Genomic DNA, 22,767 nt, shown 5'->3' on the forward strand with positions numbered 1-22,767 from the left:
ACGTTCGGATCGTGCCCGGTAGGCTCACAGGGTGGATCCCAAAACCCGGAACCGGATCATGTCCGGTCTGCTCGCGCTGCTGCTCGTTGTCGTCATCGTGGCGGCGGCCCTGCGCTGAGCCGTACCCCGGATACGACGTACGACGGGCCGCCGTGTCCGGGGCGGAGGGTCACCAGGCGAACGCCTCCGGGGCGGGGCCCGGGCCCGGGAAGATCTCGTCCAGGGCCGTCAGCAGCCCGTCCGGCAACTCCAGGGCGACGGCGCGGAGCGCCGAGGCGAGGTGTTCCGGGGTGCGCGGGCCGACGATCGGGCCGGTCACGCCGGGGCGGGTCAGCAGCCAGGCCAGCGCCACCTCACCGGGCTCCAGACCGTGCTCGGCGAGCAGGTCCTCGTACCGCTGGAGCTGCGCGCGGACCACGGGGTCGGCGAGCGCGTCGGCGGCCCGTCCGGAGGTGGTGCGGGCCGCGCCGCCCTCCCGCTCCTTGCGCAGCGCGCCGCCCAGCAGCCCGCCGTGCAGCGGCGACCACGGGATGACGCCGAGGCCGTAGCCCTCGGCCGCCGGGATCACCTCCATCTCGGCCCGCCGCTCCGCGAGGTTGTAGAGGCACTGCTCGCTGACCAGGCCCAACGAGCCGCGGCGGCGGGCCGTCTCGTTGGCCTGCGCGAGATGCCATCCGGCGTGGTTGGAGGACCCGGCGTAGAGGATCTTGCCCTGCTGGACGAGGACGTCGATGGCCTGCCAGATCTCGTCCCAGGGCGTGGCCCGGTCGACGTGGTGGAACTGGTACAGGTCGATGTGGTCGGTGCGCAGGCGGCGCAGCGAGGCGTCGACCGCGCGGCGGATGTTGACGGCGGAGAGCTTGTCGTGGTTGGGCCAGGCGGGCGCCCCGTCGGGGGCCATGTTCGCGTAGACCTTGGTGGCCAGCACCATCTTGTCCCGGCGCCCGCCGCCCCGGGCGAACCACGAGCCGATGATCTCCTCCGTACGGCCCTTGTTCTCGCCCCAGCCGTAGACGTTGGCGGTGTCGAAGAAGTTGACCCCGGCGTCCAGGGCGGCGTCCATCAGGGCGTGGCTGCCGGTCTCGTCGGTCTGCGGTCCGAAGTTCATCGTGCCGAGAACGAGTCGGCTGACCTTGAGTCCGGTGCGTCCGAGCTGCGTGTACTCCATGGAGGCAGCCAACGCCTTCGAGCGCGCTCGAAGCAAGGACGGGCGGGGCGTGGCGGCTCAGCCCGCCGCGTACTCCGGTGTCCGGGCCCCGGGCGTCGCCGCGTACGGCCCGCCGATTCCCCACGCCGTGTACAGCGTCTCCGCGAACGCCGCGGCGAGGGCGTGTTCGCCGTCGGGGGAGGGGTGGGTGCCGTCGTAGGTGTGGCGGGTGAGGTCCCAGGGGGCGGGGGCCGGGGCAAGGAGGAAGGGGGAGGCGGGGGTGGTGAGGTCGGCGGCGGCCCGCGCGAGGAGGGCGTTGAAACGGGCGCACTCGGCGGCGAACTCCGGGTCGCTCGCCGCGCGGGAGTTGGCCAGGACGGGCAGCAGCACGGCCCGGATGTGCGGGTCGGCGCGGCGGGCGGCGGTCAGGAACTCCCGTACGTTGGCGGCGGTCTGGGCCGCGTCGGTGTAGAAGCCGAGGTCTATCAGGCCGAGGGAGACCAGCAGGGTGTCGGCGCGGTGGGCGCGGACGGCGTCGCCGATCAGCGGCGCCATGTGCAGCCAGCCCTCGCCCCACCCGGCGAGATGGCGGCGGGCGTCCGGCGGGAAGGCCGGATCGGCGTAGCGGTGCGAGGTGGCGGCGTCGGCGGCGGTGTCGTGCAGCGCGTCGCGCGGGCCGACCAGCCGGAACGGCCCGCCGTGGACCGCACGCAGGTGCTGCCACAGGCGGTAACGCCAGGTGAAGTCACCGCAGCTGCCGATGGTCATCGAGTCACCGACGGGCATGATCCTCATCCCGCCATGATCTCCGACGCCGTTACCGGGCGGTACGTGACCCTGCCCACGCGGGTGGACCGGCGGACGTCGCGTCGGGCGCGCGGCGCCGGGGCGCCGTTCCGCTCCCGGTGCCCGCTCCCGCCCCCGCTCGCCTATGCCTCGCCGGGCGGCGGGATGGCACCCTGAGCGCATGCGTTCGCTACTGTGCGCGGCCGGTGCCGCGGGGCTTTTGATGAGTACGGCCGTCGCTCCCGCGGCCGCCGAGGAGCCGGACGGCTTCCGGATCGGCGACCACCGGATCACCGAGTCCAGCGGCCTGATCGCCAGCCGCGCACACCCCGGCGTCTACTGGACCCACAACGACAGCGACGACGGCCCGTACGTCTACGCCATCGACTCCCGCACCGGCCGCACCGTCGCCACCGTCACCCTGCGCGGCATCGGCGACCCCCGCGACGTCGAGGCGATCTCCCTCGGCCCGGACGGCAACCTCTACGTCGGCGACATCGGCGACAACCTCGGCGGCACATGGGACCACGTCTGGATCTACCGCTTCCCGGAGCCGAAGCAGCTGCGCGACCAGACCGTCACGGCCACGCAGTTCGACGTGAAGTACGACGACGGGCCGCGCGACGCCGAGGCGCTGATGGTGCATCCGAAGACCGGCCGGGTCTACATCGCCAGCAAGAAGCAGGGCGGCGGCGGTGCGCTCTACGCCGCCCCCGAGCGGCTGTCGACGTCCGGAACGAACGTCTTCCGCAAGGTCGCGCCGATCGACCTGTGGGTGACGGACGGCTCGTTCTCGCCCGACGGCACCCGGCTGGTGCTCCGCAGCTACTTCGGCGCCCGGATGTACGCCTGGCAGGACGGCCGTCCCAAGGACCTCGGCAGCGTCGGCGTCCCCGTCCAGCAACAGGGCGAATCGGTGAGCTTCACCCCCGACGGCCGCACCCTGATGTTCGGCTCGGAGGGCGAGAACAGCCCCGTCGAACCGGTCGGCCTGAGCGGGAAGCAGCTGCCCGAGTCGGCGGCGGGCCAGGAGGCGGACGACGGCGGCAAGGACGGTTCCGGCAGTACCGCGGACGGCTCAGCGCTCAGCCCCGGACTGGTCAAGGTGGGGCTGGTGTTCGTCCTGGCGACGGTGGTGGTGACGGGGGTGCGGAGGGTGTTCCGGCGGAAGGGGTGAAGGCGGGCGGGGCAAAGGGGCGGTCTATGCGTAGGCCCTCACCAGGAGGGTCCCCGTGTCTTTCCCCTCCGGCGGAGGGAGGATCTCGGCTTTGCTGTCCGAGAATCCGGCAGAGGCCAGAAAGGCCGCCCATTGCTCCGGGGAGTGCTCCCACCTGGTCACTGCCTTGGCCTCTCTCAGATTCCCCACCTGCTTCATGCCGTCGGCCGGTGGCCGGTGAGAGAAGGCCAGCACGCCACCAGCGGAAAGCCTCTGACGAATCAGAGGGAGGAGCTGTTCAGGGTCCGTGAACCAGACAGGGCCGAAGAGGGACAGCACCACATCGAAAGGCCCTGCCGTGTGGGTCAGGTAGTCGGTGACCTCTGCCGTCTGGAACGTGAGACCGGGCAGGTGTCCCCATCGGGTTACGGCCTTCCCGCGCTGGCTGGGGGCGATGTCGACTCCGGTACAGATGGCCCCCAGGGTGGACAGATGGGCGAGGTTGCAGCCGGTGCCGCAGCCCAGCTCCAGGACGGTGCGGCCCCGGAGATCGCCGAGGATCGACTCATCGGGGCCGTGGTCCGGGTACTGGGTCCAGTTCAACCACGTACGGGCACCGAAGGCGTTCAACTCACGCCGCGGTGCCCGCCCCTGCGCGTACCGCTCCCACGCTTCAGCGATCTCCATACAGAACCTCTCCTCATGGGGACAACTCCCCTCGCTGTCGAGGGGAGTTGCCGTCATCGGTGCCGGTCCATTACGTCCCGCTGTTGGGGCTGTCCGTGCACCCGGCATGGCACTGGGAGCACTCGGCGCCCTGGACGTTCCACAGTTCCCGGTCGACGCCGAAGCCGGAAGCTTGGATGGCCTTCGCAGTGTCCCGAAGAGCGGGCGGGGCCTCGGTTCCCTCTCCGGGCAGGTGCGGGACGTGGTGGATGTAGCGTCCCGCATGCCGGTCGCAGAACGCCGTGTAGTTGGTCGAGTCGAGCACGAACGAGTGAACACCCAGGTCCACGGCCTGAGAAGGTCCCATGCGGACCTCGGGGCGCTCGGTGGAGGTCACCAGGTAGGCGACGGCCTGACCGAAGACGCGCTCTGCGAGGTCACGCTCCATGGCGTGGTCCCGCATGATGAGTCGGACTTCCCGGTCCCACACCTGGGGTGAGAGGCAGGTCCGCGGGTCCCGGACCTGTACCGCTGTTGCCATCAGTGAATCCCTTCGCGTTGTCGTGCTCGGATGAGGGAACCCGCCCTGGTCACTCGAACGTGCCTCGGTGGTCAGGGGACGGGGCTCAGGAGCGCACGCGTCGCCGCAGCCTCGCCAAGGTCTGTACCTGCTGGTGGTGTCGAGCCAGCGCAGCAAGCTGGATCAGATCCCTGTCGTTCGCGTTGCGTACGGATACCGCGCGCGTCTGCCAGCGGAGGCCGGAGGGGCGGATCAGGATGACCATGGGGCCCCGGCGCGCCTGAACGACGCCGACCATCTGGCTGCTGTTGTCGAACACGGGTGTACCGGGCTCACACACAGTTCCTTGCCTCATGCCCTCTGCCTTTCGCTGGTGACTCCATTCAGTCAACGGGCTTAGGGGCCAGGGGACTTGCACACCACTTGCACACCGAAAGTCCGGCGTGAAGGAACGTGCTGCGGCTACTCATGTCGCTTGCGACGATGGCTTCGGCGACTGTCTTCCTGGATAGGGCTGATCACATGGGTAAGACCACCGAACTGGCACCGGGCGCGAACCTTGCCGTGCTCAGGAAGGAACGCGGGCTTACTCAGAGTCGGCTGGCGAGGCTGGCCAACATCAGCGTTTCCCTGCTGTCCAAGATCGAAGTAGGGGACCGGACCCTGACCCCGGCTATCGCTGCCGACCTGGGTAAGGCCATGGGGTTGAGCATGGCCGAGGTGCTGGGCAAAGCCTCGGTGCCCCAGGACGATGAAGCGCGTCTGTCGACCCTCCGGTCGGCGGTCCGGGACTATGACCTACCGGGGCGCCAAGCAGTCGAGGAAGGTGCCCTCAGATCCTCTGTGGAGGCCGCCGGACACCACAGGGACAGGGCGCAGGTGGACCGGCTTCTGGTGATGCTCCCCGGCCTTCTGAGGGACGCGACGACGCACGCGCATGAAGCCCACACGGTGGAGGGCTGGATGGCCCTGTCCGAGGTCTACAGCAGCGTCTATTGGCTGGCCGCCCGGCATCGATGGATGGACATGGCGGAGCTGGCCGTGACGCGTCAGAGCTGGGCCGTCGAGCAGAAGAACAACCCCCTGGGCAGGGCCATTGCCGCCAGGGACAGGGCGGGGGCCTACCTGAACGGCGGAGACTTCGAAGGCGGCCTCATGGTGGTGGACCGGGCCATCAGTCAGGCGCAGGCCGGCTTGTCAGGGCAGGAAAGGGCCTTTGCGGTCGGACTCCTGAACCTGCGGGGGATGACCTTGGCCGGACGCCTCAAGGACAAGAAGGAAGGAAAGAAGGAGGCGGAACGCCACATCACATCGGCCTGGGAAGCCTCCGAGTGGTTCCAGCGGGACCGGAACCGGCACAGCATGATCTTCGGGCCCCGGAACACGACCACACACGTTCTGGCCACCCGGCTCGACCTGGGGAGGCCCCGTGAGGCACTGAGGGTGGCAGAAAACCTTGACGCGGCCCTGGAGGGCCTGCCTGCCACTCGTGTCGCTCCGTCCCGGATGAACCTGGCCAGGGCCCGGCTGGACGTGGGGGACCGTGACGGAGCTCTGGAGTCCTTGTCGGATGCGTGGGAGGCCGCTCCCCAGATGGCCCGGATCCACCCCATGGCGATGGAGGTCTTCCGCGTCCTGTCCTCCCTGCACCGCCGCAGCAATCCGGAGCTTCTGCGGCTGTCCAAGTTGTCCGGCATCCCTGTGTGAACCAACGGAACCCCGCTGTCCGGCAACGGTGGTCGTCAGGCGGCGGTGGTGGCCCCGTCCCTGCGGCACGAGCCCAACACCGCCGCCGACGCACCCCGTCACGGCCCGGAGCGGAAGCGGTTCCGGCTCAGCGCGGGGCGCCCAGGATGCAGAACTGGTTGCCTTCGATGTCGGCGAGGACCTTCCAGGGGGTGTTGCCCTGGCCGATGTCGGCGGGTGTGGTGCCCAGGGCCCGCAGGCGGGCGGCCTCGGCCTCCTGGTCGTCGCCGCGGTACGGCATCACGTCGAGATGGGCGCGGCTCGGCGCGGACTTCGCCTCGGGGGTGCGGGCGAATTCCAGGTACGGGCCGACGCCTTGGGCGGAGCGCAACCGGGCGCGGTCGTCGGTCACTTCGTGGAGGGTCCAGTCCAGTGCCTGGTCCCAGAAACGGGCCATGGCGCGCGGGTCCGCGCAGTCGACCACCAGGGCGGCGATCGGGCCGGTGTCGCGGTAGAGCTCGCGGGGCTCCAGGACGCGGAACACACTGCCCTCGGGGTCGGCGAGGGTCGTCCAGGGGGTGTCGTCCCGGCCGGCGCCGGCGGGGGTGGCGCCGAGTTCCTTGAGACGGGTGACCAGCTCCCTCTGGTGGTCCGCGGAGGTGGTGGCGAGCTCGATGTGGACGCGGTACTGCACCGTCTCGGGGTCCGGGACCTTGACGACATCGACGCAAAGCGCCTCGGGGGAAGGCCAGTTGAACTCCTCGGGGTACACGTTGGTCACGCCGGGGCCCTCGCTGGAGAGGCCCCAGCCGAGGGCCTCCGCCCAGAACTTGCCGAGCGCCGCGTTGTCGCGTGCCTTGAAATTCACGTTCACAAGTCGCAGTGCCATGCGGCCGATCGTACGGAGGTGTCGATCGTTTGTGTGGGTGGTGGGGGAGGGACCTGGTTCGCATGCAGCTGAACCTGGCCTGTGGCGAGGGGTTTACGCGGTTCCGTGGTGGCTGCTGCGACGGAAGGGGTGAACCCGGACGGCGGGGGTGAAACCGCAGGTCCGGGGCGTACGGGCTATCACCGGCGGGGCTTCCGTGGGGTGTTAGCGGCGCGTTAGCGGGACGGCAGCGCGGGGGCGCACCTTGGAGGAGTCGAACCCCACGGGCCCGGCGCTCCGGGCAGGCCGCTCCCCCCATGGCAAAGGACCCACCGATGTCGCACCGCACTCTTCTCCGTCCGGTCCGTACCACCGCCGCTCTCGCGCTCGCCGCGGTCGCCGCCTTCGGCCTGACCGCGTGCGACAACTCGGACGGCGGCGCCGACGCGGCCGGTAAGTCCTCCTCCCAGGCGTCCGACTCCTCGGGCGGCCAGGCGTCCTCCGCGGACGGTCAGGGCTCCGACGACGCGAAGTCCGGTGCCTCGGCCAACACTGGCCGCCCGGGTTCGTCCGGTGGTTCCTCCGGCGGCTCGACCGATGGTTCCTCCGGCGGCTCGACCGGTGGGTCCGGTGCGGCGACGGCCCGGGGAGCTGCGGCGGCCGCCTCGCAGGACAACGCGAGCGACCGCTGCGAGGCCGATGTCCTGCGGCTGGAGCTGGGGCAGAGCGACACGGGCGCCGGCAACATCCGCTACCCGCTGTCGTTCACCAACACCGGAAAGAAGAGCTGCACCCTGCGCGGCTACCCGGGCATCGCCCTGCTCGCCAAGGACGGCTCGGCCATCGGCCACCCCGCCGACCGCGAGGGCGGCGCGGGCAGCGCCGTGACCCTCGCCCCGGGCGGGTCCGCGCACACCGTGCTGCACACCATCAACGAGGGCCTCAAGGACGGCGGTTGCTGGAAGGACGCGGCGCTGGTCCAGGTGTACGCGCCGGGCTCGAAGATCAAGATGACCGCCCGTGCCGCCGACGGCCTGCGGGTCTGCGGCAACGAGTTCCTGGTCTCCGCCCTCGAATCGGGCAGCGGCAGCTGACCCCGGGGCCCCGACCGGGCCCCGACCCCGGGCCTTCGGGCCCGGCCCACGGACTCGGCTCAAGGGAGTGCCTGCCCCCTTGAGCCGATCTACGGCCCCGGGCCACCCGCCCCGGCACCGGACTTCCCCTTCCCGGTCCCGGCGGCGGGTGGCGACCGGGGCCCTCTCTGCCGGATGCCGGCACCGCCCCCCGTCGGTGCCGGCATCCGGCGCGTTCAGCGCCGTACGGGGTCCGGACCACAGGCGGGCCCGTCCGCTACAGCGCCCCGCCCTCGTCGTCCCAGCGTTTCTCCGCCGCGATGTCGGCGTCCCTGACCTCGGGCTCCTTCAGGCCGGTCAGGCGCAGTTCGTAGTGGAGCGTGGTGTCGCGGGCGATGCGGTGGGCGAGGGGGACGAACAGGCCGTGCAGCAGCGGGTACTTGCGGGTCAGGCTGCGTCCGGCGCGGCGGTACTCGCGGGTCGCCGGGTCGAGCAGCCGCACCCGCGCCCGGTAGGTGGGTCCGGTGGGGCGCCCGCGCCAGGTGGAGCAGCAGATCTCCACGTCGGGGAAGTTCCGCATCCGCTTGGCCTTCGCCGCCTTGCCGTAGGTGCGGAAGTACGCGTGGTCCCCGTCGACGGAGAGGTTGACCGGGGTGCCGACACCGGTGCCGTCCCGTTTGAAGGTGGTGAGCAGCACCGCGCCCTGGCGTACGAAGGAGGCGAGGTCGGGGTCGGTGGGTGGAGTGCTCATACCTCCCATGGAGGCACAGGCGAGGGCGTTCGGCCCGTGGGGACGGGGCCGTTCGGGCGGCCGATGGGCCGGTCGGCGGCACGGTACGCGCGGCCCGGCGGACACGGCGAGGCCCCCGGATCCGGGCGGGATCCGGGGGCCTGGTGCCGTACCGCTCCGGGGCCGGCCGCCGTACGGCCGCGCCCCGGGAGGGTCAGAGCTTGCCGATGACGTGGTCGATGCAGACCGTCAGCGCCTCGACGTCCGCCGGGTCGATGGCCGGGAACATCGCGATGCGCAGCTGGTTGCGGCCGAGCTTGCGGTACGGCTCGGTGTCGACGATGCCGTTGGCGCGCAGCGCCTTGGCGACGGCGGCGGCGTCGACCGAGTCGTCGAAGTCGATGGTGCCGATGACCTGCGAACGCTTCGCCGGGTCGGTGACGAACGGGGTGGCGTACGACGCCTTCTCGGCCCAGCCGTAGAGCGCGGCGGAGGAGGCGGCGGTGCGGCCCGTGGACCACTCCAGACCGCCCTGGCCGTTGATCCACTCCAGCTGCTCGTTGAGCAGGAAGAGGGTGGAGAGCGCCGGGGTGTTGTACGTCTGGTTCTTGAGGGAGTTGTCGATCGCCGTCGGCAGCGAGAAGAACTCCGGGATGTGACGGCCCGAGGCGTGCACGGCGCGGGCGCGCTCCAGCGCGGCGGGGGAGAAGACCGCGATCCACAGGCCGCCGTCGGAGGCGAACGACTTCTGCGGGGCGAAGTAGTAGACGTCGCTCTCGGCGATGTCGACGGGCAGACCGCCCGCGCCGGAGGTGGCGTCGACCAGGACCAGCGCGCCCTCGTCGGCGCCCGCGACCCGCTTGATCGGGGCGGCGACGCCGGTGGAGGTCTCGTTGTGGGTCAGCGCGTAGACGTCGGTGCCCGCCTCGGCGTGCGGCTCGGGGTGGGTGCCGGGGTCGGAGGCGACGACGGTGGGCTCCGCGAGCCACGGGGCCAGCTTGGCCGCCTTGGCAAACTTCGAGGAGAACTCACCGAAGGTGAGGTGCTGCGACTTGTTCTCGATCAGTCCGTGGGTCGCGATGTCCCAGAACGCGGTGGAGCCGCCGTTGCCGAGGATGACCTCGTAGCCCTCGGGGAGCTGGAACAGGTCGCGTACGCCGTCGCGCACCGAACCGACCAGGTTCTTGACCGGGGCCTGGCGGTGGGAGGTGCCGAGCAGGGAGGAACCGGTGGCGGCCAGCGCGGCCAGCGCCTCCGTCCGTACCTTGGAGGGGCCCGCGCCGAAGCGTCCGTCGGCGGGCTTGATGTCAGCGGGAATCTGGATATCAGCCACACCGGCAGCCTAATCCGTCCCCGATGCGGCTCCGGCGCCACGTCCACCCGGTGAGATGGACCGTCTCGCCGCCGGGTGGGCGCGGCGCCGACCCTTCGGTAATGAACGGGTAAAAGGACAACAAGGAGTCCCGCTCGCCGCCGGTTTCGGCGAGGGCGCGGACGGGGCGTCATCCGTCATCGAGGGTGACGGTGCGTGCACGTGTTGACCTGGGGCGGAACGCTTCGCCCAGGAGGGCGGAACGGCGGATCGGGCGTGCGTGTCGTATGGCAAAAGACCGGCAAAGTTTGCAAAATTCTGTACGGCCCCGCACGGAGCGAGGGCTCTTCCCCTTTTCGCTATGACGCCTCCCTTTGTCGTGCCCGCAGAACGCCGACGCCCGGGAGGGGTGATATTCCCGTCCCCCCGAAATGAGGTCCCATGACGTACGGAAGCGCGCTGCGCGAGGAAATCCGATCCCCCGGAACGACCCCGCTCATCGGCGTCTACGACATGTACTCGGCGTCCATCGCGGCGACCCGGTACAACGGTTTCTTCGTCTCCGGATTCGGCTTCGCCGCCTCGCACTACGGCCTGCCCGACATCGGTTTCATCGCCTGGCCCGACATGGTCGCCTTCGTCGAAAGGCTGCGGCTGGCCTTTCCGTCCCACCATCTGCTGGTCGACATCGACGACGGATACGTGGACCCCGAGGTCGCCTGCCACGTGGTGCAGCGCCTGGAACGCGGCGGCGCCTCCGGCGTCATCCTGGAGGACCAGATGCGCCCGCGCCGTTGCGGGCACGCCGACGGCAAGCTGGTGCTCCCGCTCGACACGTACCTGGAGAAGCTGAACCTGGTGCTGGAGAGCAGGCAGGACATGCTGGTCGTCGCCCGCACCGACGCGACGGAGGAGTCCGACATCCTGCGCCGTGCCGAGGCGCTCGCCGAGACCGACGCGGACGTGGTGCTCGTCGACGGCGTCCGCAGCGTCGAATGGATCCGCCGCATCCGTAAGGTCATCGGCGACAAACCTCTGCTCTTCAACCAGATCGCCGGCGGAAAATCCCCCCGCCTCTCCCTCTCCGAACTCACCGACCTGGACTGCCAGGTCGCCATCTACAGCACGCCCTGCCTCTTCGCCGCCCACACCGCCATCGACGCCGCGCTCGAAGACATTCAGAATTCCGACGGCCGATTGCCGGAATTCGCCGGGTCCGGGGCAGTCGGCGTACGAGGTTCCACGGAATTGCTGGAGAAGAACATCAGCCGGCATCACGCCATGGGCCGGACCGCTGTCCGTGCCTGACGGTCCACGGGGCGCCGGGCCCGGTGGCTGCGGCCTGTGCCGCGCCCACCGGGCCCGTGCCGGAGGGAGAAGGGAACGAGTGGCGTGAGCGGATGGAGGACGGCCGTGGAGGCGGAAGTGGCGACGGAAGCGGTGCGGGCGACGGGCAGGAGGCGGCGGAGGCCACCAAGAACAGGTCCTCTCCGGAAGGCGGGTACGGCGGTCGCGGTCGTGGTCGGCGCCTGCTGCGGGGTGCCGTGGGCCGCCGCTCCGGCCGCCGCCGACGCCCCCGACGGCGGAATGGAGACCCACCACGGCCCCTCCCTGATCACGATCGACAACTCCAACGCCGACTCCTGGCTGGAGGTCGACCGCACCCTCAACATCCTGGCCCCCCTGAGCAAGGGAACGGCGGGCAGCGACCACGACGGGGGCGGCGGCGCGATCGACCAGCGCGTGGAGAACGGCCAGGGCGTCAAACAGAAGACGGTGCCCCACGACGACCCCCGCTCGGAGGACGAGGACGAGGACGAGGAGGAGGACACCCCGCCGCGCCGCGAGAGCGCGGCCACCGGGGGCGACGATCCGGAAGGGGACGCGGACCACGACGACCGGCCGGCGAAACGGGCTGCCGCGAAGCGGCGCTGACCCGGCCCCGCGCCTGCCCGCTGCGGCTGCGGCCGGGCGCGGCGGCACCCGGCGGACGAAGCGGAGGCTTCGACGGGTGAGGGCCGGGCGCTCGCGTGCGCGGTCGACGGACGGGGCCGACCGGGGGCCGCCGGCGCTTTCCGACCACGCCTCCCGGAGGGACCCTCGCCGTCCCGGTCACACCGCACAGCAACAGCCAGGAGGGCGAGGCCCTGGCCCCGGCGTCACAGCGCTTTTCCCCGGCTGTCGAATTCGGCCAGCAATTTCCTGCTTGCGACTGTGAAGGGGTGATCAGTGCCAAGGCTGTTGCGTCGCTTTTCCAGCACATCGCGCATAAGCTCTACGGCCGCTTCAAAGTTGCCCAGCTTGTATTGAATGCGAGCGTACAGCTGTTGCGCTGAAATGGCATTGGGGTAATCGGGGCCGAATCGTCGCCCGTACGTCTCTGCGACCTGTTGAATCTGCTCGTTGGCCTCTGTGAAGCGCCCGAGTACGTACAGTGTCCAGGAATGGTTGTGCCTCGCGCCCAGCGTGATCGTGTGGTCCGGGCCCAGGTGTCTTTCGCAAGCCAAGGGCAAGGAAAGGAGTGCGGAGTTGTCTTCCGCTTCCATTTCGGATGCTGAAAGCATCGTCAGGAGACTGGACTGAGAACGTAGCGTCAATGGATGCGCATCTCCCAACGCTGACCGCCGGCCCGCTATTACGGTGCGCAGCAGTGAGAGAGCTTCCTCCCGCTTCCCGAGGTTCCCCAGGACCATTTGAAGACCGTGACCGCTGTCCAAGGTGTCTGGATCGCAGGCCCCGAAAAGTTGCTCTTGGCTGCTTCGGGCCTCGCGCAGCAGCATCTCGGCCTCGTCATATTTCCCCAGTCGAAATAGCCCCCGACCGCCTCTTGAGTGGGCAGCCAATACCAATCGGTTCTCCGGCCCCAGGACGGGCTCAGAAATCTCTACGATGCTACGGGAATTTTCCCAGGCGGACAGGTAGTCACCTGTGCGGTGCAGGGCCGTGGCCAATCGGTTGGCGATGCCCACCAAGTCTTCCGTGGTTTCGGGTGCCACACCGCGTCGGAGCAATGCGACAGCATGCGGGCCGAGCAGCCTCAGCCGTGGCTCTTCCGGGCCCGCGTCCGGCAGCTTGGGAATCGCCGCATCCAGCAATCTGGTGGCCGTTGAATTCAGCCTGGAAAGTGATTCCGGCGGTGTAGCGGAAGCGACGCTGTCGAGCAAAACTCCGTGGCTTTGAACGCACCGCACGCCGCTGACATCCACCAGCTCGGTAAGTGACTGGTCGAGTAGCGCCCGAAGTGCCGATTCGGTGCGAGCGCGAGGCAGTACGCTCGCGATTTCGGTTTGGTTCAGTAGAGATAGCGGTAGCGGCTCCGAAGCGAAGCGGGCCAGCAGGCGGAGTAGCGTCACCGCTTCGGACAGGCCCCGTTCTTCGAATGCGTCGAGCGTGAGTTGCCAGGTACGCCCCACGAGGTGGCGTGGATCTTCATCCGACAAGATGTCAGCTCCCTGATCGATGAGTTCGACACGTTCTCCCACCTCAAGGTGGAGCCTGTAGGCATCCATCGTCCAGGGGCCGAGCACCTGGTGCGACAGGAAGCCACCTGCCAGCGTCAGCGCGAGCGGCAACCGCCCTAATCGGTCGGCGATCTCTGCGGCTTGATCGAGCGTGCCGCTGTCCGGTGCCAGGTCACACAGAAGCTGCGCGGCATCCTCGCGTGGTAACACCCCGATGTGCTGCAACTCTGCTCCCGGCCACCACCGAGCGGCTGCGCGACGTGTGGTGACCACGACGATGCCGACAGGACTGGTGCGTAGCCAGCTACCTTCCCTCAAGATCTCAGGGGCATCTGCGTTGTCGAGCACCAGCAACCACGGCTCAGCAGAGGAGTTGAGGTATTCCCACACCAGGTCGGCCCCAGGACGCAACCCGTTACGGGCAGCTAACAGCTCCCCATCTGTGGCGCCACGGTCGGAGGCAACGGCGAGCATTCCTGAGCGCAGGCTTGCACGGTCGGAAGCGTTTACCCACAGTCCGACACGGTCGCTGCCTTCCGTGACGAACTGAAAGAAGGAATATGCGACGGCGGTTTTACCACAGCCCCCCATGCCGTGGAGAACAAATGCTTGGCCGCCGCCCTCGTCCGCCGTGCTCATCCGCAATCGCTCAAGCACTTCGGCACGGTCGCGCAATATCACAGGCGCTCTGCCCACGGCTGGCCGTCGAACTGAGTCGGGGCCGTTCAGCCCGGGGTTTTCATCTCCGTGATAGTGGTACTCGTTGATGTGCTGATCACGCGTCGATTGGTAAACACGGCCGCTGTCTTCAGCATGGCCTTCCATCTGCCTCCATCACTCCCTCGACTTTGCTTTAAATGCTTTAATTTGGCCTATATCGCTTATGTCGGACTGGTGAATCCGTGTGGAGTCGCCGACGTCGAAGATCGGGATTTTGGCACTGCCTTGCCGGAATGGGCAAGGGCCCTCCGGTTCAATGGCATATGCCATTGTCTATTTACCTACGATAACTTAAATGCTGCCCTGGCGGGCCCGCCAGTCGACCGCTATGCTCAATGCCCCCGGAGGGGACAGGGAAGGAGCCATTATGGCCAGGCCATGGGAAGCCGATCCGGAAACAAGTTTCAAAAGGCGAATGGGGAAATCTCCCCAAGAGCTGGGGACCACAACCGACAATCCTGACTGCCCCGACATCTGGGAACTTGAGAACGGGGACGTGGCCGTCATCGGTAGAGATCTGACCGACTCGCTCGGAAAGCGCCTTCCGGTGGGTGTATCAGTGGGAGAAGATGAGCGCCTCGTCGTCATCCCCCGAAGCATGATGGTCGCAGCAAAGCCGGACATCCCCAGTGTTTGATTCGTTCCGGCACGGCACCTCAGAGCGTCTGGATCGACCGAAATACCACGCCGATTTTCGCCGCCACTACGAGGGTGGAATCCGCTTCCTGCGGAAACTCGAACGTGGGCAGAATTTCAAGGAGCGCGGATTCCCGAGTTGGGAGTCCTTCGTTATCGGAGACTGGGGTGGGGCGCTCTCTCTGATCGAAGAGAAACGCCCGGTCTATGGTTCGCAGTTCCAGAAGGCTGCCGAACTCGGGATTCTGGAGCGTCGGCTTCGCGTCGTGGAGTTCCCGATCACTCCGTACGTCCAGTGGGAAATGCACGTGCTGCGCCTAAGAGTTGAACTGGGCGACAATATTCGAGCCATCGACGCCCGCGAGCTGGCGAACATCGAAGGCGATCACCTTGTGCCAGAGGTTGTCATCCTCGGTGATGAGGTGATGTACGAGGTGGTTTACGACGATGACGGGAATGCCGCGGGGGCCAATCGAATCGCGGATAAGGGTGCCGTCGAGGAAACTTCCTCGGGGTTCGATGCTCTTTATTCTCGCGGTGAAGATTTCATGACGTTCTTCAACCGGGAGATTGCTCCACTCGAACCTCCAGCGATAACCCATTGAACGAGCGTTTCCGGTCTCGCGGTGTTGACCGCGAGGTGGGCACGCCTGCGCAACGACGAAGCTCCTGGTGGACGGGTTCTCGATCAAGATCACCCGTGTCCGCCAGGAGTTTCGCCTGTTTGCCCACCCGCCATCGATGGTTCGCTCCAGCCGTACCCTGCGATACCTGAGCAGGCGACTCGCCGTCCGGCGCCAGGAGATCGGGGCGCGGTGGCGGCGCCTTCCCATCGGTCGCCAGGCCCTGCTCACCCTGGCCCACCTGCGGTGCGACGACACCTGTGCCCAGCTGTCCAGCCGTGCAGGCCCTCCACTACGCCGTCCGCTCCCCATCCGCCCCACCCGGCCACGCCGTAACGCGCGAACCAGCCTCCCCCTGGGCAGGCTGCCCCCATGCCTGAACGTACGGAAAAACAGCGGCAGGATCTGGTGCGGGAGTTGGCGGGGGTGGTGCGGGGCGAGGTTTCCGGGGCCGCCGCCGACCGGGCTCTGGTGACGATGGACGCGTCGAATTACCGGCGGGTTCCGGAGGCGGTGGTGGCGCCTCGGGATGCGGGGGACGTGGCGGCGGTTCTGCGGGTGTGCCGGGAGCGGGGTGTGCCGGTCGTTCCGCGGGGTGGGGGGACCAGCATCGCCGGGCAGGCGACCGGTGTCGGCGTCGTTCTCGACTTCACCCGGCATCTGCGGGGTATCGGCGACATCGACCCGGAGGCGCGGACCGCCACCGTTCAGCCCGGTGTGATCTGCGACGACCTGCGGGCCGCCGCCGCGCGACACGGGCTGACCTTCGGTCCGGACCCGTCCACCCACAGCCGCTGCACGCTCGGCGGCATGATCGGGAACAACTCGTGCGGGTCGCATTCGGTCGCCTGGGGCACCACCGCCGACAACGTCGAGGAGCTGCGACTGCTGACGTACGCGGGGGAGGAGGTGCGTGCCGGACGCGGCACGGACGCGACGGGCGCGCCGACCGGGCTGCCGCCTCACCTCGCCGACGGCGTACGGGCCCTGATCGGACGGGAGTTGGCGCTGCTGCGTACCGGCTTCCCGGAGCTTCCGCGGCGGATCTCCGGCTACGCGCTGGACGCGCTGCTGCCCGAGAACGGGACGGATCTGGCACGGGCGCTGACCGGCAGCGAGGGCACCCTCGGGGTGCTGACCGAGGCGACCGTGCGGCTGGTCGAGGCGCCCGCCGCGCGGGCGCTGGCCGTGCTCGGGTACGCGGATGAGTCCGGGGCCGCGGAGGCCGCCCACACGCTGTTGCCGTACGGGCCGTTGACCGTCGAGGGCATGGCCGCCGACCTGGTCAGGGACGCCACCGGGCTGCCCAAGGGCGGCGCCTGGCTGTTCGTCGAGACCGGTGGGGGGAGCGCCGCCGAGGCCGTCGCGCGGGCCGAGGAGATCTGCCGGGCGGCGGGCGGGGAGACCACCGGGCACACCGTCGTCGCCGATCCGGCGGGGCAGCGCGCGCTGTGGCGGGTGCGGGAGGACGCCTCCGGTACGGCGACGCGGTTGAGGCCCGACGAAGGGGGCGCCTCCCTGCCCGAGCGAAGCCGAGGGCTTGGGGGAGAGGCGTGGCCCGGCTGGGAGGACTGTGCGGTGCCGCCCGCCCGGCTCGGCCCGTATCTGCGGGACTTCCGCGCCCTCCTCGGCCAGCACGGGCTACGAGGTACGCCCTACGGCCACTTCGGTGACGGCTGCATCCATGTCCGGATTGATTTCGACCTGCTCAGCAGGGCTGGCATCGGCCGCTTCCGGGAGTTCTCCGTCGACCTCGCGGACCTCGTCGTCGCGCATGGCGGGTCCCTCTCCGGGGAGCACGGTGACGGGCAGGCCCGCGCCGAGCTGCTGCCGCGGATGTACGGGAGCGAACTCGTCTCGGTCTTCGAGGAGTTCAAGGCGCTGTGGGATCCGGCGGGCGGGCTGAATCCGGGGATGCTGGTGCGGCCCGCGCGGCTCGACGAGAACCTGCGGTTCGAGGTGCTGCCGCGCGGGCCGGTGCCGGTGGAGTTCGGGTATCCGCAGGACGGTGGCGACTTCTCCGCCGCCGTGCGGCGGTGCGTGGGCGTCGCCCGGTGCCGTACGGAGCGGGTCGTCCCGGGCTCGTCGGAGGTGATGTGTCCGTCGTTCCGGGCGACCGGTGAGGAGCAGCACTCCACCCGGGGGCGGGCGCGGTTGCTGCACGAGATGCTGGCCGGGGAGGTCGTGACCGACGGCTGGCGGTCCCCGGAGGTCCGTGACGCTCTTGACCTGTGCCTGTCGTGCAAGGGGTGCCGCAGCGACTGTCCGGTCGGCGTCGACATGGCCACGTACAAGGCGGAGTTCCTGCACCACCACTACGCGGGGCGGGTGCGGCCCGCCGCGCACTACAGCATGGGGCGGCTGCCCCAGTGGCTGCGGGGAGCCGCCCCGCTCGCGCCGCTGTTCAACGCCGCGGCCCGCACCCCGCTCGGCGCCCTCGGCAAACGGCTCGGCGGGATCGCGCCGCAGCGGGAGATCCCGGAGCTGGCGGCGGAACCGTTCACCCGGTGGTTCGCCCGGCGCAGCCGGGAGCGGACGGCGCCGCTGGACGCCGCGCGGACCGTCGTGCTGTGGCCCGACACCTTCACCACCTACCTCGCCCCGCAGGTCGGCCGGGCCGCCGTCCGGGTCCTGGAGGCCGCCGGGCAGCAGATCGCGATGCCGGGGCCCGGCGTCTGCTGCGGACTGACGTACGTCTCGACCGGCCAGCTCGACACCGCGCGGAAGGTCATGCGCCGCACCCTGGACCGGATGGAACGGGCCGACGGCCACCCGCTCGTCGTCCTCGAACCGAGCTGCGCCGCCACCCTCCGCACCGACCTGCCGGAGCTGCTGCCGGACGATCCGCGGGCCGCCGCGCTCGCCGCGTCCGTACGGACCTTCGCGGAGGCGCTGGAGGAACGGGCGCCCGACTGGCGGCCGCCGCGGCTGGACCGGCCGGTCGTCGGGCAGACCCACTGCCACCAGCACGCCGTCCTCGGTGACGCGGCCGACCGGCGGCTGCGCGAGAAGGCGGGCCTGACCGGGACGCTCAGCGGCGGCTGCTGCGGCCTGGCCGGGAACTTCGGCTTCGAGGACGGCCACTGGGACGTCTCCGTCGCCTGCGCCGAGGAACAACTGCTGCCCGCCGTACGGGACGCACCGGACGGCGCGGAGGTCGTCGCGGACGGCTTCTCCTGTCGCACGCAGCTCGCCCAGCTGGGGCCGCGCCCCGGCCGTCACCTCGCGGAGGTGCTGGCCGAGGGGCTGGACGGGGCGGGCGGCTGAGGCGGGTCAGGGGCCGGGGGGGGGGTGCGTCACGGCTGAGGTGCACCGTCGCCGAGGATCTGCTCGGCGGTCGCCGCCAGTTCGGTCAGCTCCCGGCCCCGGAGCGCCTCCTTGGTCAGCTCGAAGTCGATGGTGTTCTTCCGGTTCTGCCGGTGGACCTTGATGTGCACCTTCGTCTGCAACCACGTGACCAGCGCGAACAGCACCACGGCCCCGCCGGCCACCTCGACCACCGCCAACTGCTCGTCCACCGGCGGATCGTCGAGGACCGGCGCGGCGGTCGCCGCGGTGTCCTCGTCGGCCGCGAGCAGCGCCAGCAGCCGCCGGGCGGCTGCTGGGGCATCGGCGCCGTCCCGCAGCAGCCGCGCGGCGGCGGCCGGGCCGCCGCCGGGGCGTCCGCCGAGCAGCTCCCCGAGGATCTGGGCGGCCTCCTCGGCGGACCGGGCGGGGGAGGGCGCGCCGTCCAGCAGATCGTCGGTGATCTCCTGGAGTGCCAGCACCACGGAGCGGTCAGGAAGGGCGTCGGGGACGGGGGCGGGGATGGTCATCGGTCTCCTCGGGTGTGTCGGGGCTCGGGTGTCTCGGGTCCGGTGCGGTGTCCCGGGCGTTGCGGGCGGGGCCGGGCGGCGGGCGGAGGGCCCGGTCGAGGTGCCGCACGGTCCGGTGGGTCCCACCGGACCCGGGCTGCCCGGCCGCAGCCCCGCACGGCCTGGGCTCGGCCAGGCCCCGCTCCGTCCGGCCGTGCGCTCAGCGCCAGTCCCCGGTCAAGGTGAAGGCGCTCCAGTGGTACGGGTGGGCGAGCCAGGGGCGGTCCGGGTCGGTGGCGGTCTCCCGCTGGGCGAGCCAGAGGGCCCGCCAGGCCGGTTCGCCTGCGCCGAGCGCACGGTAGAACGTGCCGAGCAGCTGCCGGGAGCCGGCGCCGTCGACGTTCCAGCGCGGCGCGAGCACCGAACGGGTGCCGGCGCGCAGGAACGCCCAGGTCATCCCCGTCAACTCCTCGCCAGGATGGTCCGGGTCGCTCCACCCCGCCGAACAGGCACGGAGCACCAGACGACGCGGCGCCGCGTGCGCCGCCGCCACGTCCCGGGCGCGCAGCAGGAACGGCGCGCGGGCCGGCAGATCGTGCGCCACCCACCGTTCGCTGGGCCGCTCCCGGCCGTCGGAGAGCAACAGCGCCGCGTCCAGTGGATCGTCACCGTCGGCGTAGCCGTGGGCCGTCACATGGGCCAGCTCCGCACCGCCCAGCGCGTCGAGCACCGTACCGGGGGTGGCCCCGGTGCCGGTCAGCGGCGCGGCGGTCGTCCACGGGCCGGACCGCAGCAGCGCGTCGTCCTCCTCGAACAGCGCCATGTCGGGGTTCTCCCGCGCCCCGCAGCCCACCGTCACTGCCGTCGCCGCGGTTGTCGCCTCCTCCGCCAGCAGGTACGACAGCGCGCTGGCGCCCGGGACCGACACCACCGCCGTCGTCTCGCCCAGCCGCCGGCCGTCGGCGCGCGGCACCGCCACGAACGGCAGCCCCGCGAGCGGACCGTGCCCCGCCACCGCCAGCAGCGGATACCCGTCCAGCAGATCCTCGAACGGCGCCATCAGCGGCGTCAGTTCGGCCAGATACGCCAGATCGCGCTTCCAGGGGCGGCGGGCCCGGATCGCCGGGGTGGGCGGCGCGGCGTGCGGATCGCCGTTGATGTCGTGGCGCAGCCGCGCGGCCAACTCCGCCAGCCGCGCCCGGCCCAGCGGCACCCGCCGGACCCGCGACGGTGCCCCGTCCGACGTCAGCACCGTGCAGTACAGGGCGTCCGCGCCGCAGAAGTACGAGGCGAGGACCATGCCGCCGGGCGGTGCGTGCCGCGCCAGCAGGTCCTGGGCACCGGCGACGTCGAGTGGCTCGCCGTCCCGCAGCCGGGCGTGGCCGGGGGCGTGCGGCCGGATCTGCTCGCGTACCCCGGCCAGCCGCTCGTACAGCATCGAGGCGACGCGGGAGGTGGCCGCGTCGCCGCTCGCCAGCGCCGACCTGGTCCGCACCGGATGCAGCGCCGACAGCAGCGACGCCTCCTCCTCGGCGAGCGCGGGCGGGACGGCGGCGGGCACCGGCAGCGGGCCGTGGGCGAGGTCGGCGAGCAGGTCGCGGGCCCGTACCTCCTCCTGGAGGGTGAAGCACAGCTGCGGCAGCGGCGCGTCGTCCGGCACCGTCAGCGCGCCGTGGTGGTCCAGCACCGTCCCCAGCAGCCGTTCGTGGGTGTCGAGGGCGGCGCCCGCGATCTCCGCGCGGATCCGCGCCTGAGGGGTCCCGGCGAGCTGCCGCAGGGTCTTTTCCCGGGTCCACCACAGCTGGTCGAAGCACTCCTGGCGGAAGCCGTCCCGCTCCGTGAACGCGGTGACGAAGTGCCAGCGCTCCTGCCGGCCGGTGTCCTCGTCGCCGGTGGCGTCCGCGACGGCGATCAACTCCCGTGCCAGCGCCGCCGCCTCGGCGTCCCGGCCCAGCCGCAGCAGCGCGTGGACCACGGCCCGTCCGGCCACCGACCGCGGGACGGGGGCGCCGTCCCGCCATGCCTGGCGCCGCAACTCCTCCAGTTGCGGCAGCAGCCGGGCGGCGGTCGCCGGGGTGGGGTCGCGCTCCAGGGACTCGCGAAGCGCGACGGCGAGCTGCGCCGCCGCATCCCGCTCCTGGCCGTAGCGGCGCCCGGCCTGCATACCGCGGGCGTACCACTCGCGCGCCCAGTCGTGGTTGCCGAGGGCGTCGGCGAGCTGCCCGAGGCCGAAGAGGCAGCCGATCTCGTTGCGGCTGCCGGAGCCGCCCGGCATCGTCCCGATCTCCCGCAGCGCCAGCAGGTACTGCTCCTCGGCGCCCGCAAGATCTCCCATCTGGCGCAGGTGCGTGGCGAGCGCGGCGCGGTGGCCGTGCAGCATCTGATCGCCGCCGCGGCGGGCCGCCGCGAGGTTCTCCTCCAGCCTCCGCAGCGCCTCCCGCGAACGGCCCCGCATCGCCAGCGCGTTGGCCGCCAGCGCCCGCGCCCGGAAGGCGGGCAGTGTCCGGCCGAGCCGCTCCGCCGCCTCCGCGGCCTGTTCGAAGTCGGCGGTGGCGGCCGCCGGGCGCCCGGCGTGCAGCAGGGTCTTGCCGCGCTCGGTGAGCAGTTCGACGAGGTCGGCGTCGGCGGTGGCGCCGGTCAGCTCGGCGTGCAGGGCCAGCGCATTGCCGAAACAGCGCAGCCCGTCGTGGCAGCGCCCGAGGGCGGACAGCTCCGCGGCGACGACCCAGTCCAGGTGCATCCACAGCGTGCGCAGCCGGGGCGCGGACCCGGCTGCGGGGTCCGGCATCCGCTCCCGGCAGGCGAGCAGCACGTCCAGCCCGTAGCGGTACTCGCCCAGCGCCCGGTGCGCCCGCGCCAGCACGTTGTACGCCTGGAACGCCACCTCGGTGTCGGTGGTGAACGCCTCCTCGGGCAAAGCGGTCACCGCCCGGGTGGCGTGGAAGAGCGCCCGCTGCCGGTGCTCCCGCGCCCCGGTGCCCGCGCCGAAGCCGAGCTTCTCGGCCTGCGTGGCCTGATCCAGCAGGGCGTACGCCCACCAGGTACGGGCATGGACGGCGGCGAGTGGGCCGCCCGCCGCCATCGCGACCGCGGCGAGCGCCGTGGCGTACTCGTCCGTCCCCCAGCTGGGCTGCTGCGCCAGGATCTGCTGCGCAGCGGTGACCGGGTCCGCGGGCAGGACGGAGCGGTGCGCCCGCAGCTGGAGGAACTGGGCGAACAGGCCGTCGAGTCGTCCGGCGGCCAGCAGGAGGGCAGCGAAGTCCGGCCTGCGCGGGGCACCGGCCGCGGCCGGGCCGTCCGCCGCGGCCGGGCCGTCCGCACCGGCCGGGCCGTCGGCGTCCCCGGACGCCGCCGGATCCTCCGCGTCCTCGGTGTACATGCGCCGGGCGAGGGCACCGAGGTGCTCCAGCAGCCGGGCCTCGGCGGGCCGGCCCGCCGCCGCGGCGGTGCGCGCGCCGTTCTCCAGGGTCTCCCGCAGGTCGTCCCGGAGGAAGGCCGGGGCGCGGTGCAGTTCCTCCGTCACCGCCTCGATGCCGTTGGAGTGCAGGGTGAGCAGCCGCAGCATGGAGATCCGGAAAGCGTCGTCCAT

General features: G+C 70.9%; 19 protein-coding genes and 1 pseudogene. 9 read left to right on the plus strand and 11 right to left on the minus strand.

Annotation, left to right across the window (positions count from 1 at the left end; genetic code table 11):
* Positions 1-169: 169 nt before the first annotated feature.
* Positions 170-1,168, minus strand: a complete 999-nt coding sequence (locus OG422_RS19080; RefSeq protein ID WP_143942498.1) for an aldo/keto reductase — start codon at positions 1,166-1,168, stop codon at positions 170-172.
* A gap of 57 nt (positions 1,169-1,225) precedes the next feature.
* Entirely contained in the window at positions 1,226-1,942 is a 717-nt protein-coding gene (locus tag OG422_RS19085; RefSeq protein WP_405743839.1) for a GDSL-type esterase/lipase family protein, read from the minus strand.
* A gap of 172 nt (positions 1,943-2,114) precedes the next feature.
* Here OG422_RS19085 and OG422_RS19090 point away from each other — a divergent pair, with 172 nt between their 5' ends.
* The gene (locus OG422_RS19090; protein ID WP_405743840.1) at positions 2,115-3,110 is read left to right on the plus strand and encodes a hypothetical protein; all 996 of its coding nucleotides are present in this window, start codon (positions 2,115-2,117) and stop codon (positions 3,108-3,110) included.
* Positions 3,111-3,134: 24 nt separating this feature from the next.
* Here the strand turns inward: OG422_RS19090 and OG422_RS19095 are convergent, their stop codons facing one another.
* The 3 genes from OG422_RS19095 to OG422_RS19105 all read right to left on the minus strand — a co-directional run bounded on the left by OG422_RS19095 (position 3,135) and on the right by OG422_RS19105 (position 4,594).
* On the minus strand, positions 3,135-3,776 hold the full coding sequence (locus tag OG422_RS19095; RefSeq protein ID WP_405743841.1) for a class I SAM-dependent methyltransferase: 642 nt from the start codon (positions 3,774-3,776) through the stop codon (positions 3,135-3,137).
* A 70-nt stretch (positions 3,777-3,846) separates the two neighbouring features.
* Complete coding sequence (locus tag OG422_RS19100; protein ID WP_405743842.1) at positions 3,847-4,296, minus strand: glycine-rich domain-containing protein; 450 nt, start codon at positions 4,294-4,296, stop codon at positions 3,847-3,849.
* Positions 4,297-4,381: 85 nt separating this feature from the next.
* A complete protein-coding gene (locus tag OG422_RS19105) occupies positions 4,382-4,594 on the minus strand; it encodes a hypothetical protein (protein ID WP_405743843.1) in 213 nt (70 codons plus the stop codon).
* A 203-nt stretch (positions 4,595-4,797) separates the two neighbouring features.
* On the opposite strand from OG422_RS19105, the gene OG422_RS19110 reads away from it, so the two are divergent.
* Positions 4,798-5,982 carry a helix-turn-helix domain-containing protein gene (locus tag OG422_RS19110; RefSeq protein WP_405743844.1) on the plus strand — a complete coding sequence of 395 codons (1,185 nt, stop codon included), beginning with the start codon at positions 4,798-4,800 and terminating at the stop codon, positions 5,980-5,982.
* 127 nt (positions 5,983-6,109) lie between these two features.
* Here OG422_RS19110 and OG422_RS19115 read toward each other — a convergent pair whose 3' ends face one another.
* Positions 6,110-6,850 carry a VOC family protein gene (locus tag OG422_RS19115; RefSeq protein WP_405743845.1) on the minus strand — a complete coding sequence of 247 codons (741 nt, stop codon included), beginning with the start codon at positions 6,848-6,850 and terminating at the stop codon, positions 6,110-6,112.
* A gap of 314 nt (positions 6,851-7,164) precedes the next feature.
* Here OG422_RS19115 and OG422_RS19120 point away from each other — a divergent pair, with 314 nt between their 5' ends.
* Complete coding sequence (locus tag OG422_RS19120; RefSeq protein ID WP_405743846.1) at positions 7,165-7,923, plus strand: DUF4232 domain-containing protein; 759 nt, start codon at positions 7,165-7,167, stop codon at positions 7,921-7,923.
* Between the two features lie 256 nt (positions 7,924-8,179).
* Here the strand turns inward: OG422_RS19120 and OG422_RS19125 are convergent, their stop codons facing one another.
* Both OG422_RS19125 and serC read right to left on the minus strand, forming a co-directional pair.
* Positions 8,180-8,653, minus strand: a complete 474-nt coding sequence (locus OG422_RS19125; protein WP_405743847.1) for a PPOX class F420-dependent oxidoreductase — start codon at positions 8,651-8,653, stop codon at positions 8,180-8,182.
* A 193-nt stretch (positions 8,654-8,846) separates the two neighbouring features.
* The gene (gene serC / locus OG422_RS19130) at positions 8,847-9,965 is read right to left on the minus strand and encodes a phosphoserine transaminase (RefSeq protein WP_405743848.1); all 1,119 of its coding nucleotides are present in this window, start codon (positions 9,963-9,965) and stop codon (positions 8,847-8,849) included.
* Positions 9,966-10,385: 420 nt separating this feature from the next.
* Between serC and OG422_RS19135 the strand changes: the two genes are divergently transcribed.
* Positions 10,386-11,252: an oxaloacetate decarboxylase gene (locus OG422_RS19135; protein WP_405743849.1), complete on the plus strand. Its 867-nt coding sequence runs from the start codon at positions 10,386-10,388 to the stop codon at positions 11,250-11,252.
* A gap of 84 nt (positions 11,253-11,336) precedes the next feature.
* Complete coding sequence (locus OG422_RS19140; protein ID WP_405743850.1) at positions 11,337-11,879, plus strand: hypothetical protein; 543 nt, start codon at positions 11,337-11,339, stop codon at positions 11,877-11,879.
* A 224-nt stretch (positions 11,880-12,103) separates the two neighbouring features.
* Here the strand turns inward: OG422_RS19140 and OG422_RS19145 are convergent, their stop codons facing one another.
* On the minus strand, positions 12,104-14,230 hold the full coding sequence (locus tag OG422_RS19145) for a tetratricopeptide repeat protein (protein ID WP_405743851.1): 2,127 nt from the start codon (positions 14,228-14,230) through the stop codon (positions 12,104-12,106).
* Positions 14,231-14,492: 262 nt separating this feature from the next.
* Between OG422_RS19145 and OG422_RS19150 the strand changes: the two genes are divergently transcribed.
* From OG422_RS19150 to OG422_RS19165, 4 genes and pseudogenes are all read left to right on the plus strand, one after another.
* The gene (locus OG422_RS19150) at positions 14,493-14,762 is read left to right on the plus strand and encodes a hypothetical protein (protein ID WP_143943295.1); all 270 of its coding nucleotides are present in this window, start codon (positions 14,493-14,495) and stop codon (positions 14,760-14,762) included.
* A complete protein-coding gene (locus tag OG422_RS19155) occupies positions 14,755-15,366 on the plus strand; it encodes a DUF6879 family protein (protein ID WP_405743852.1) in 612 nt (203 codons plus the stop codon). The genes OG422_RS19150 and OG422_RS19155 overlap by 8 nt, the downstream gene beginning before the upstream one ends.
* Positions 15,367-15,502: 136 nt before the next feature.
* Positions 15,503-15,670, plus strand: a pseudogene (locus OG422_RS19160) (IS5/IS1182 family transposase); the annotation flags it as partial.
* A gap of 86 nt (positions 15,671-15,756) precedes the next feature.
* The gene (locus OG422_RS19165) at positions 15,757-18,651 is read left to right on the plus strand and encodes an FAD-binding and (Fe-S)-binding domain-containing protein (protein WP_405743853.1); all 2,895 of its coding nucleotides are present in this window, start codon (positions 15,757-15,759) and stop codon (positions 18,649-18,651) included.
* A gap of 29 nt (positions 18,652-18,680) precedes the next feature.
* Here OG422_RS19165 and OG422_RS19170 read toward each other — a convergent pair whose 3' ends face one another.
* The gene (locus tag OG422_RS19170; RefSeq protein ID WP_405743854.1) at positions 18,681-19,199 is read right to left on the minus strand and encodes a hypothetical protein; all 519 of its coding nucleotides are present in this window, start codon (positions 19,197-19,199) and stop codon (positions 18,681-18,683) included.
* 199 nt (positions 19,200-19,398) lie between these two features.
* Positions 19,399-22,767, minus strand: coding sequence for a CHAT domain-containing protein (locus OG422_RS19175; protein WP_405743855.1), 3,369 nt, complete (start codon positions 22,765-22,767; stop codon positions 19,399-19,401).

Origin of the sequence: Streptomyces sp. NBC_01525, assembly GCF_045040405.1 — a bacterium.
Classification (GTDB): domain Bacteria; phylum Actinomycetota; class Actinomycetes; order Streptomycetales; family Streptomycetaceae; genus Streptomyces; species Streptomyces benahoarensis.

Coding starts and splice junctions, on each gene's coding strand:
- OG422_RS19145 (WP_405743851.1), bottom strand. CDS start 14,230: ATGGAAGGCCATGCTGAAGACAGCGGCCGTGTTTACCAATCGACGCGT.
- OG422_RS19100 (WP_405743842.1), bottom strand. CDS start 4,296: ATGGCAACAGCGGTACAGGTCCGGGACCCGCGGACCTGCCTCTCACCC.
- OG422_RS19115 (WP_405743845.1), bottom strand. CDS start 6,850: ATGGCACTGCGACTTGTGAACGTGAATTTCAAGGCACGCGACAACGCG.
- OG422_RS19165 (WP_405743853.1), top strand. CDS start 15,757: ATGCCTGAACGTACGGAAAAACAGCGGCAGGATCTGGTGCGGGAGTTG.
- OG422_RS19090 (WP_405743840.1), top strand. CDS start 2,115: ATGCGTTCGCTACTGTGCGCGGCCGGTGCCGCGGGGCTTTTGATGAGT.
- OG422_RS19110 (WP_405743844.1), top strand. CDS start 4,798: ATGGGTAAGACCACCGAACTGGCACCGGGCGCGAACCTTGCCGTGCTC.
- OG422_RS19120 (WP_405743846.1), top strand. CDS start 7,165: ATGTCGCACCGCACTCTTCTCCGTCCGGTCCGTACCACCGCCGCTCTC.
- OG422_RS19085 (WP_405743839.1), bottom strand. CDS start 1,942: ATGAGGATCATGCCCGTCGGTGACTCGATGACCATCGGCAGCTGCGGT.
- OG422_RS19095 (WP_405743841.1), bottom strand. CDS start 3,776: ATGGAGATCGCTGAAGCGTGGGAGCGGTACGCGCAGGGGCGGGCACCG.
- OG422_RS19125 (WP_405743847.1), bottom strand. CDS start 8,653: ATGAGCACTCCACCCACCGACCCCGACCTCGCCTCCTTCGTACGCCAG.
- OG422_RS19135 (WP_405743849.1), top strand. CDS start 10,386: ATGACGTACGGAAGCGCGCTGCGCGAGGAAATCCGATCCCCCGGAACG.
- OG422_RS19170 (WP_405743854.1), bottom strand. CDS start 19,199: ATGACCATCCCCGCCCCCGTCCCCGACGCCCTTCCTGACCGCTCCGTG.
- OG422_RS19175 (WP_405743855.1), bottom strand. CDS start 22,767: ATGGACGACGCTTTCCGGATCTCCATGCTGCGGCTGCTCACCCTGCAC.
- OG422_RS19150 (WP_143943295.1), top strand. CDS start 14,493: ATGGCCAGGCCATGGGAAGCCGATCCGGAAACAAGTTTCAAAAGGCGA.
- OG422_RS19080 (WP_143942498.1), bottom strand. CDS start 1,168: ATGGAGTACACGCAGCTCGGACGCACCGGACTCAAGGTCAGCCGACTC.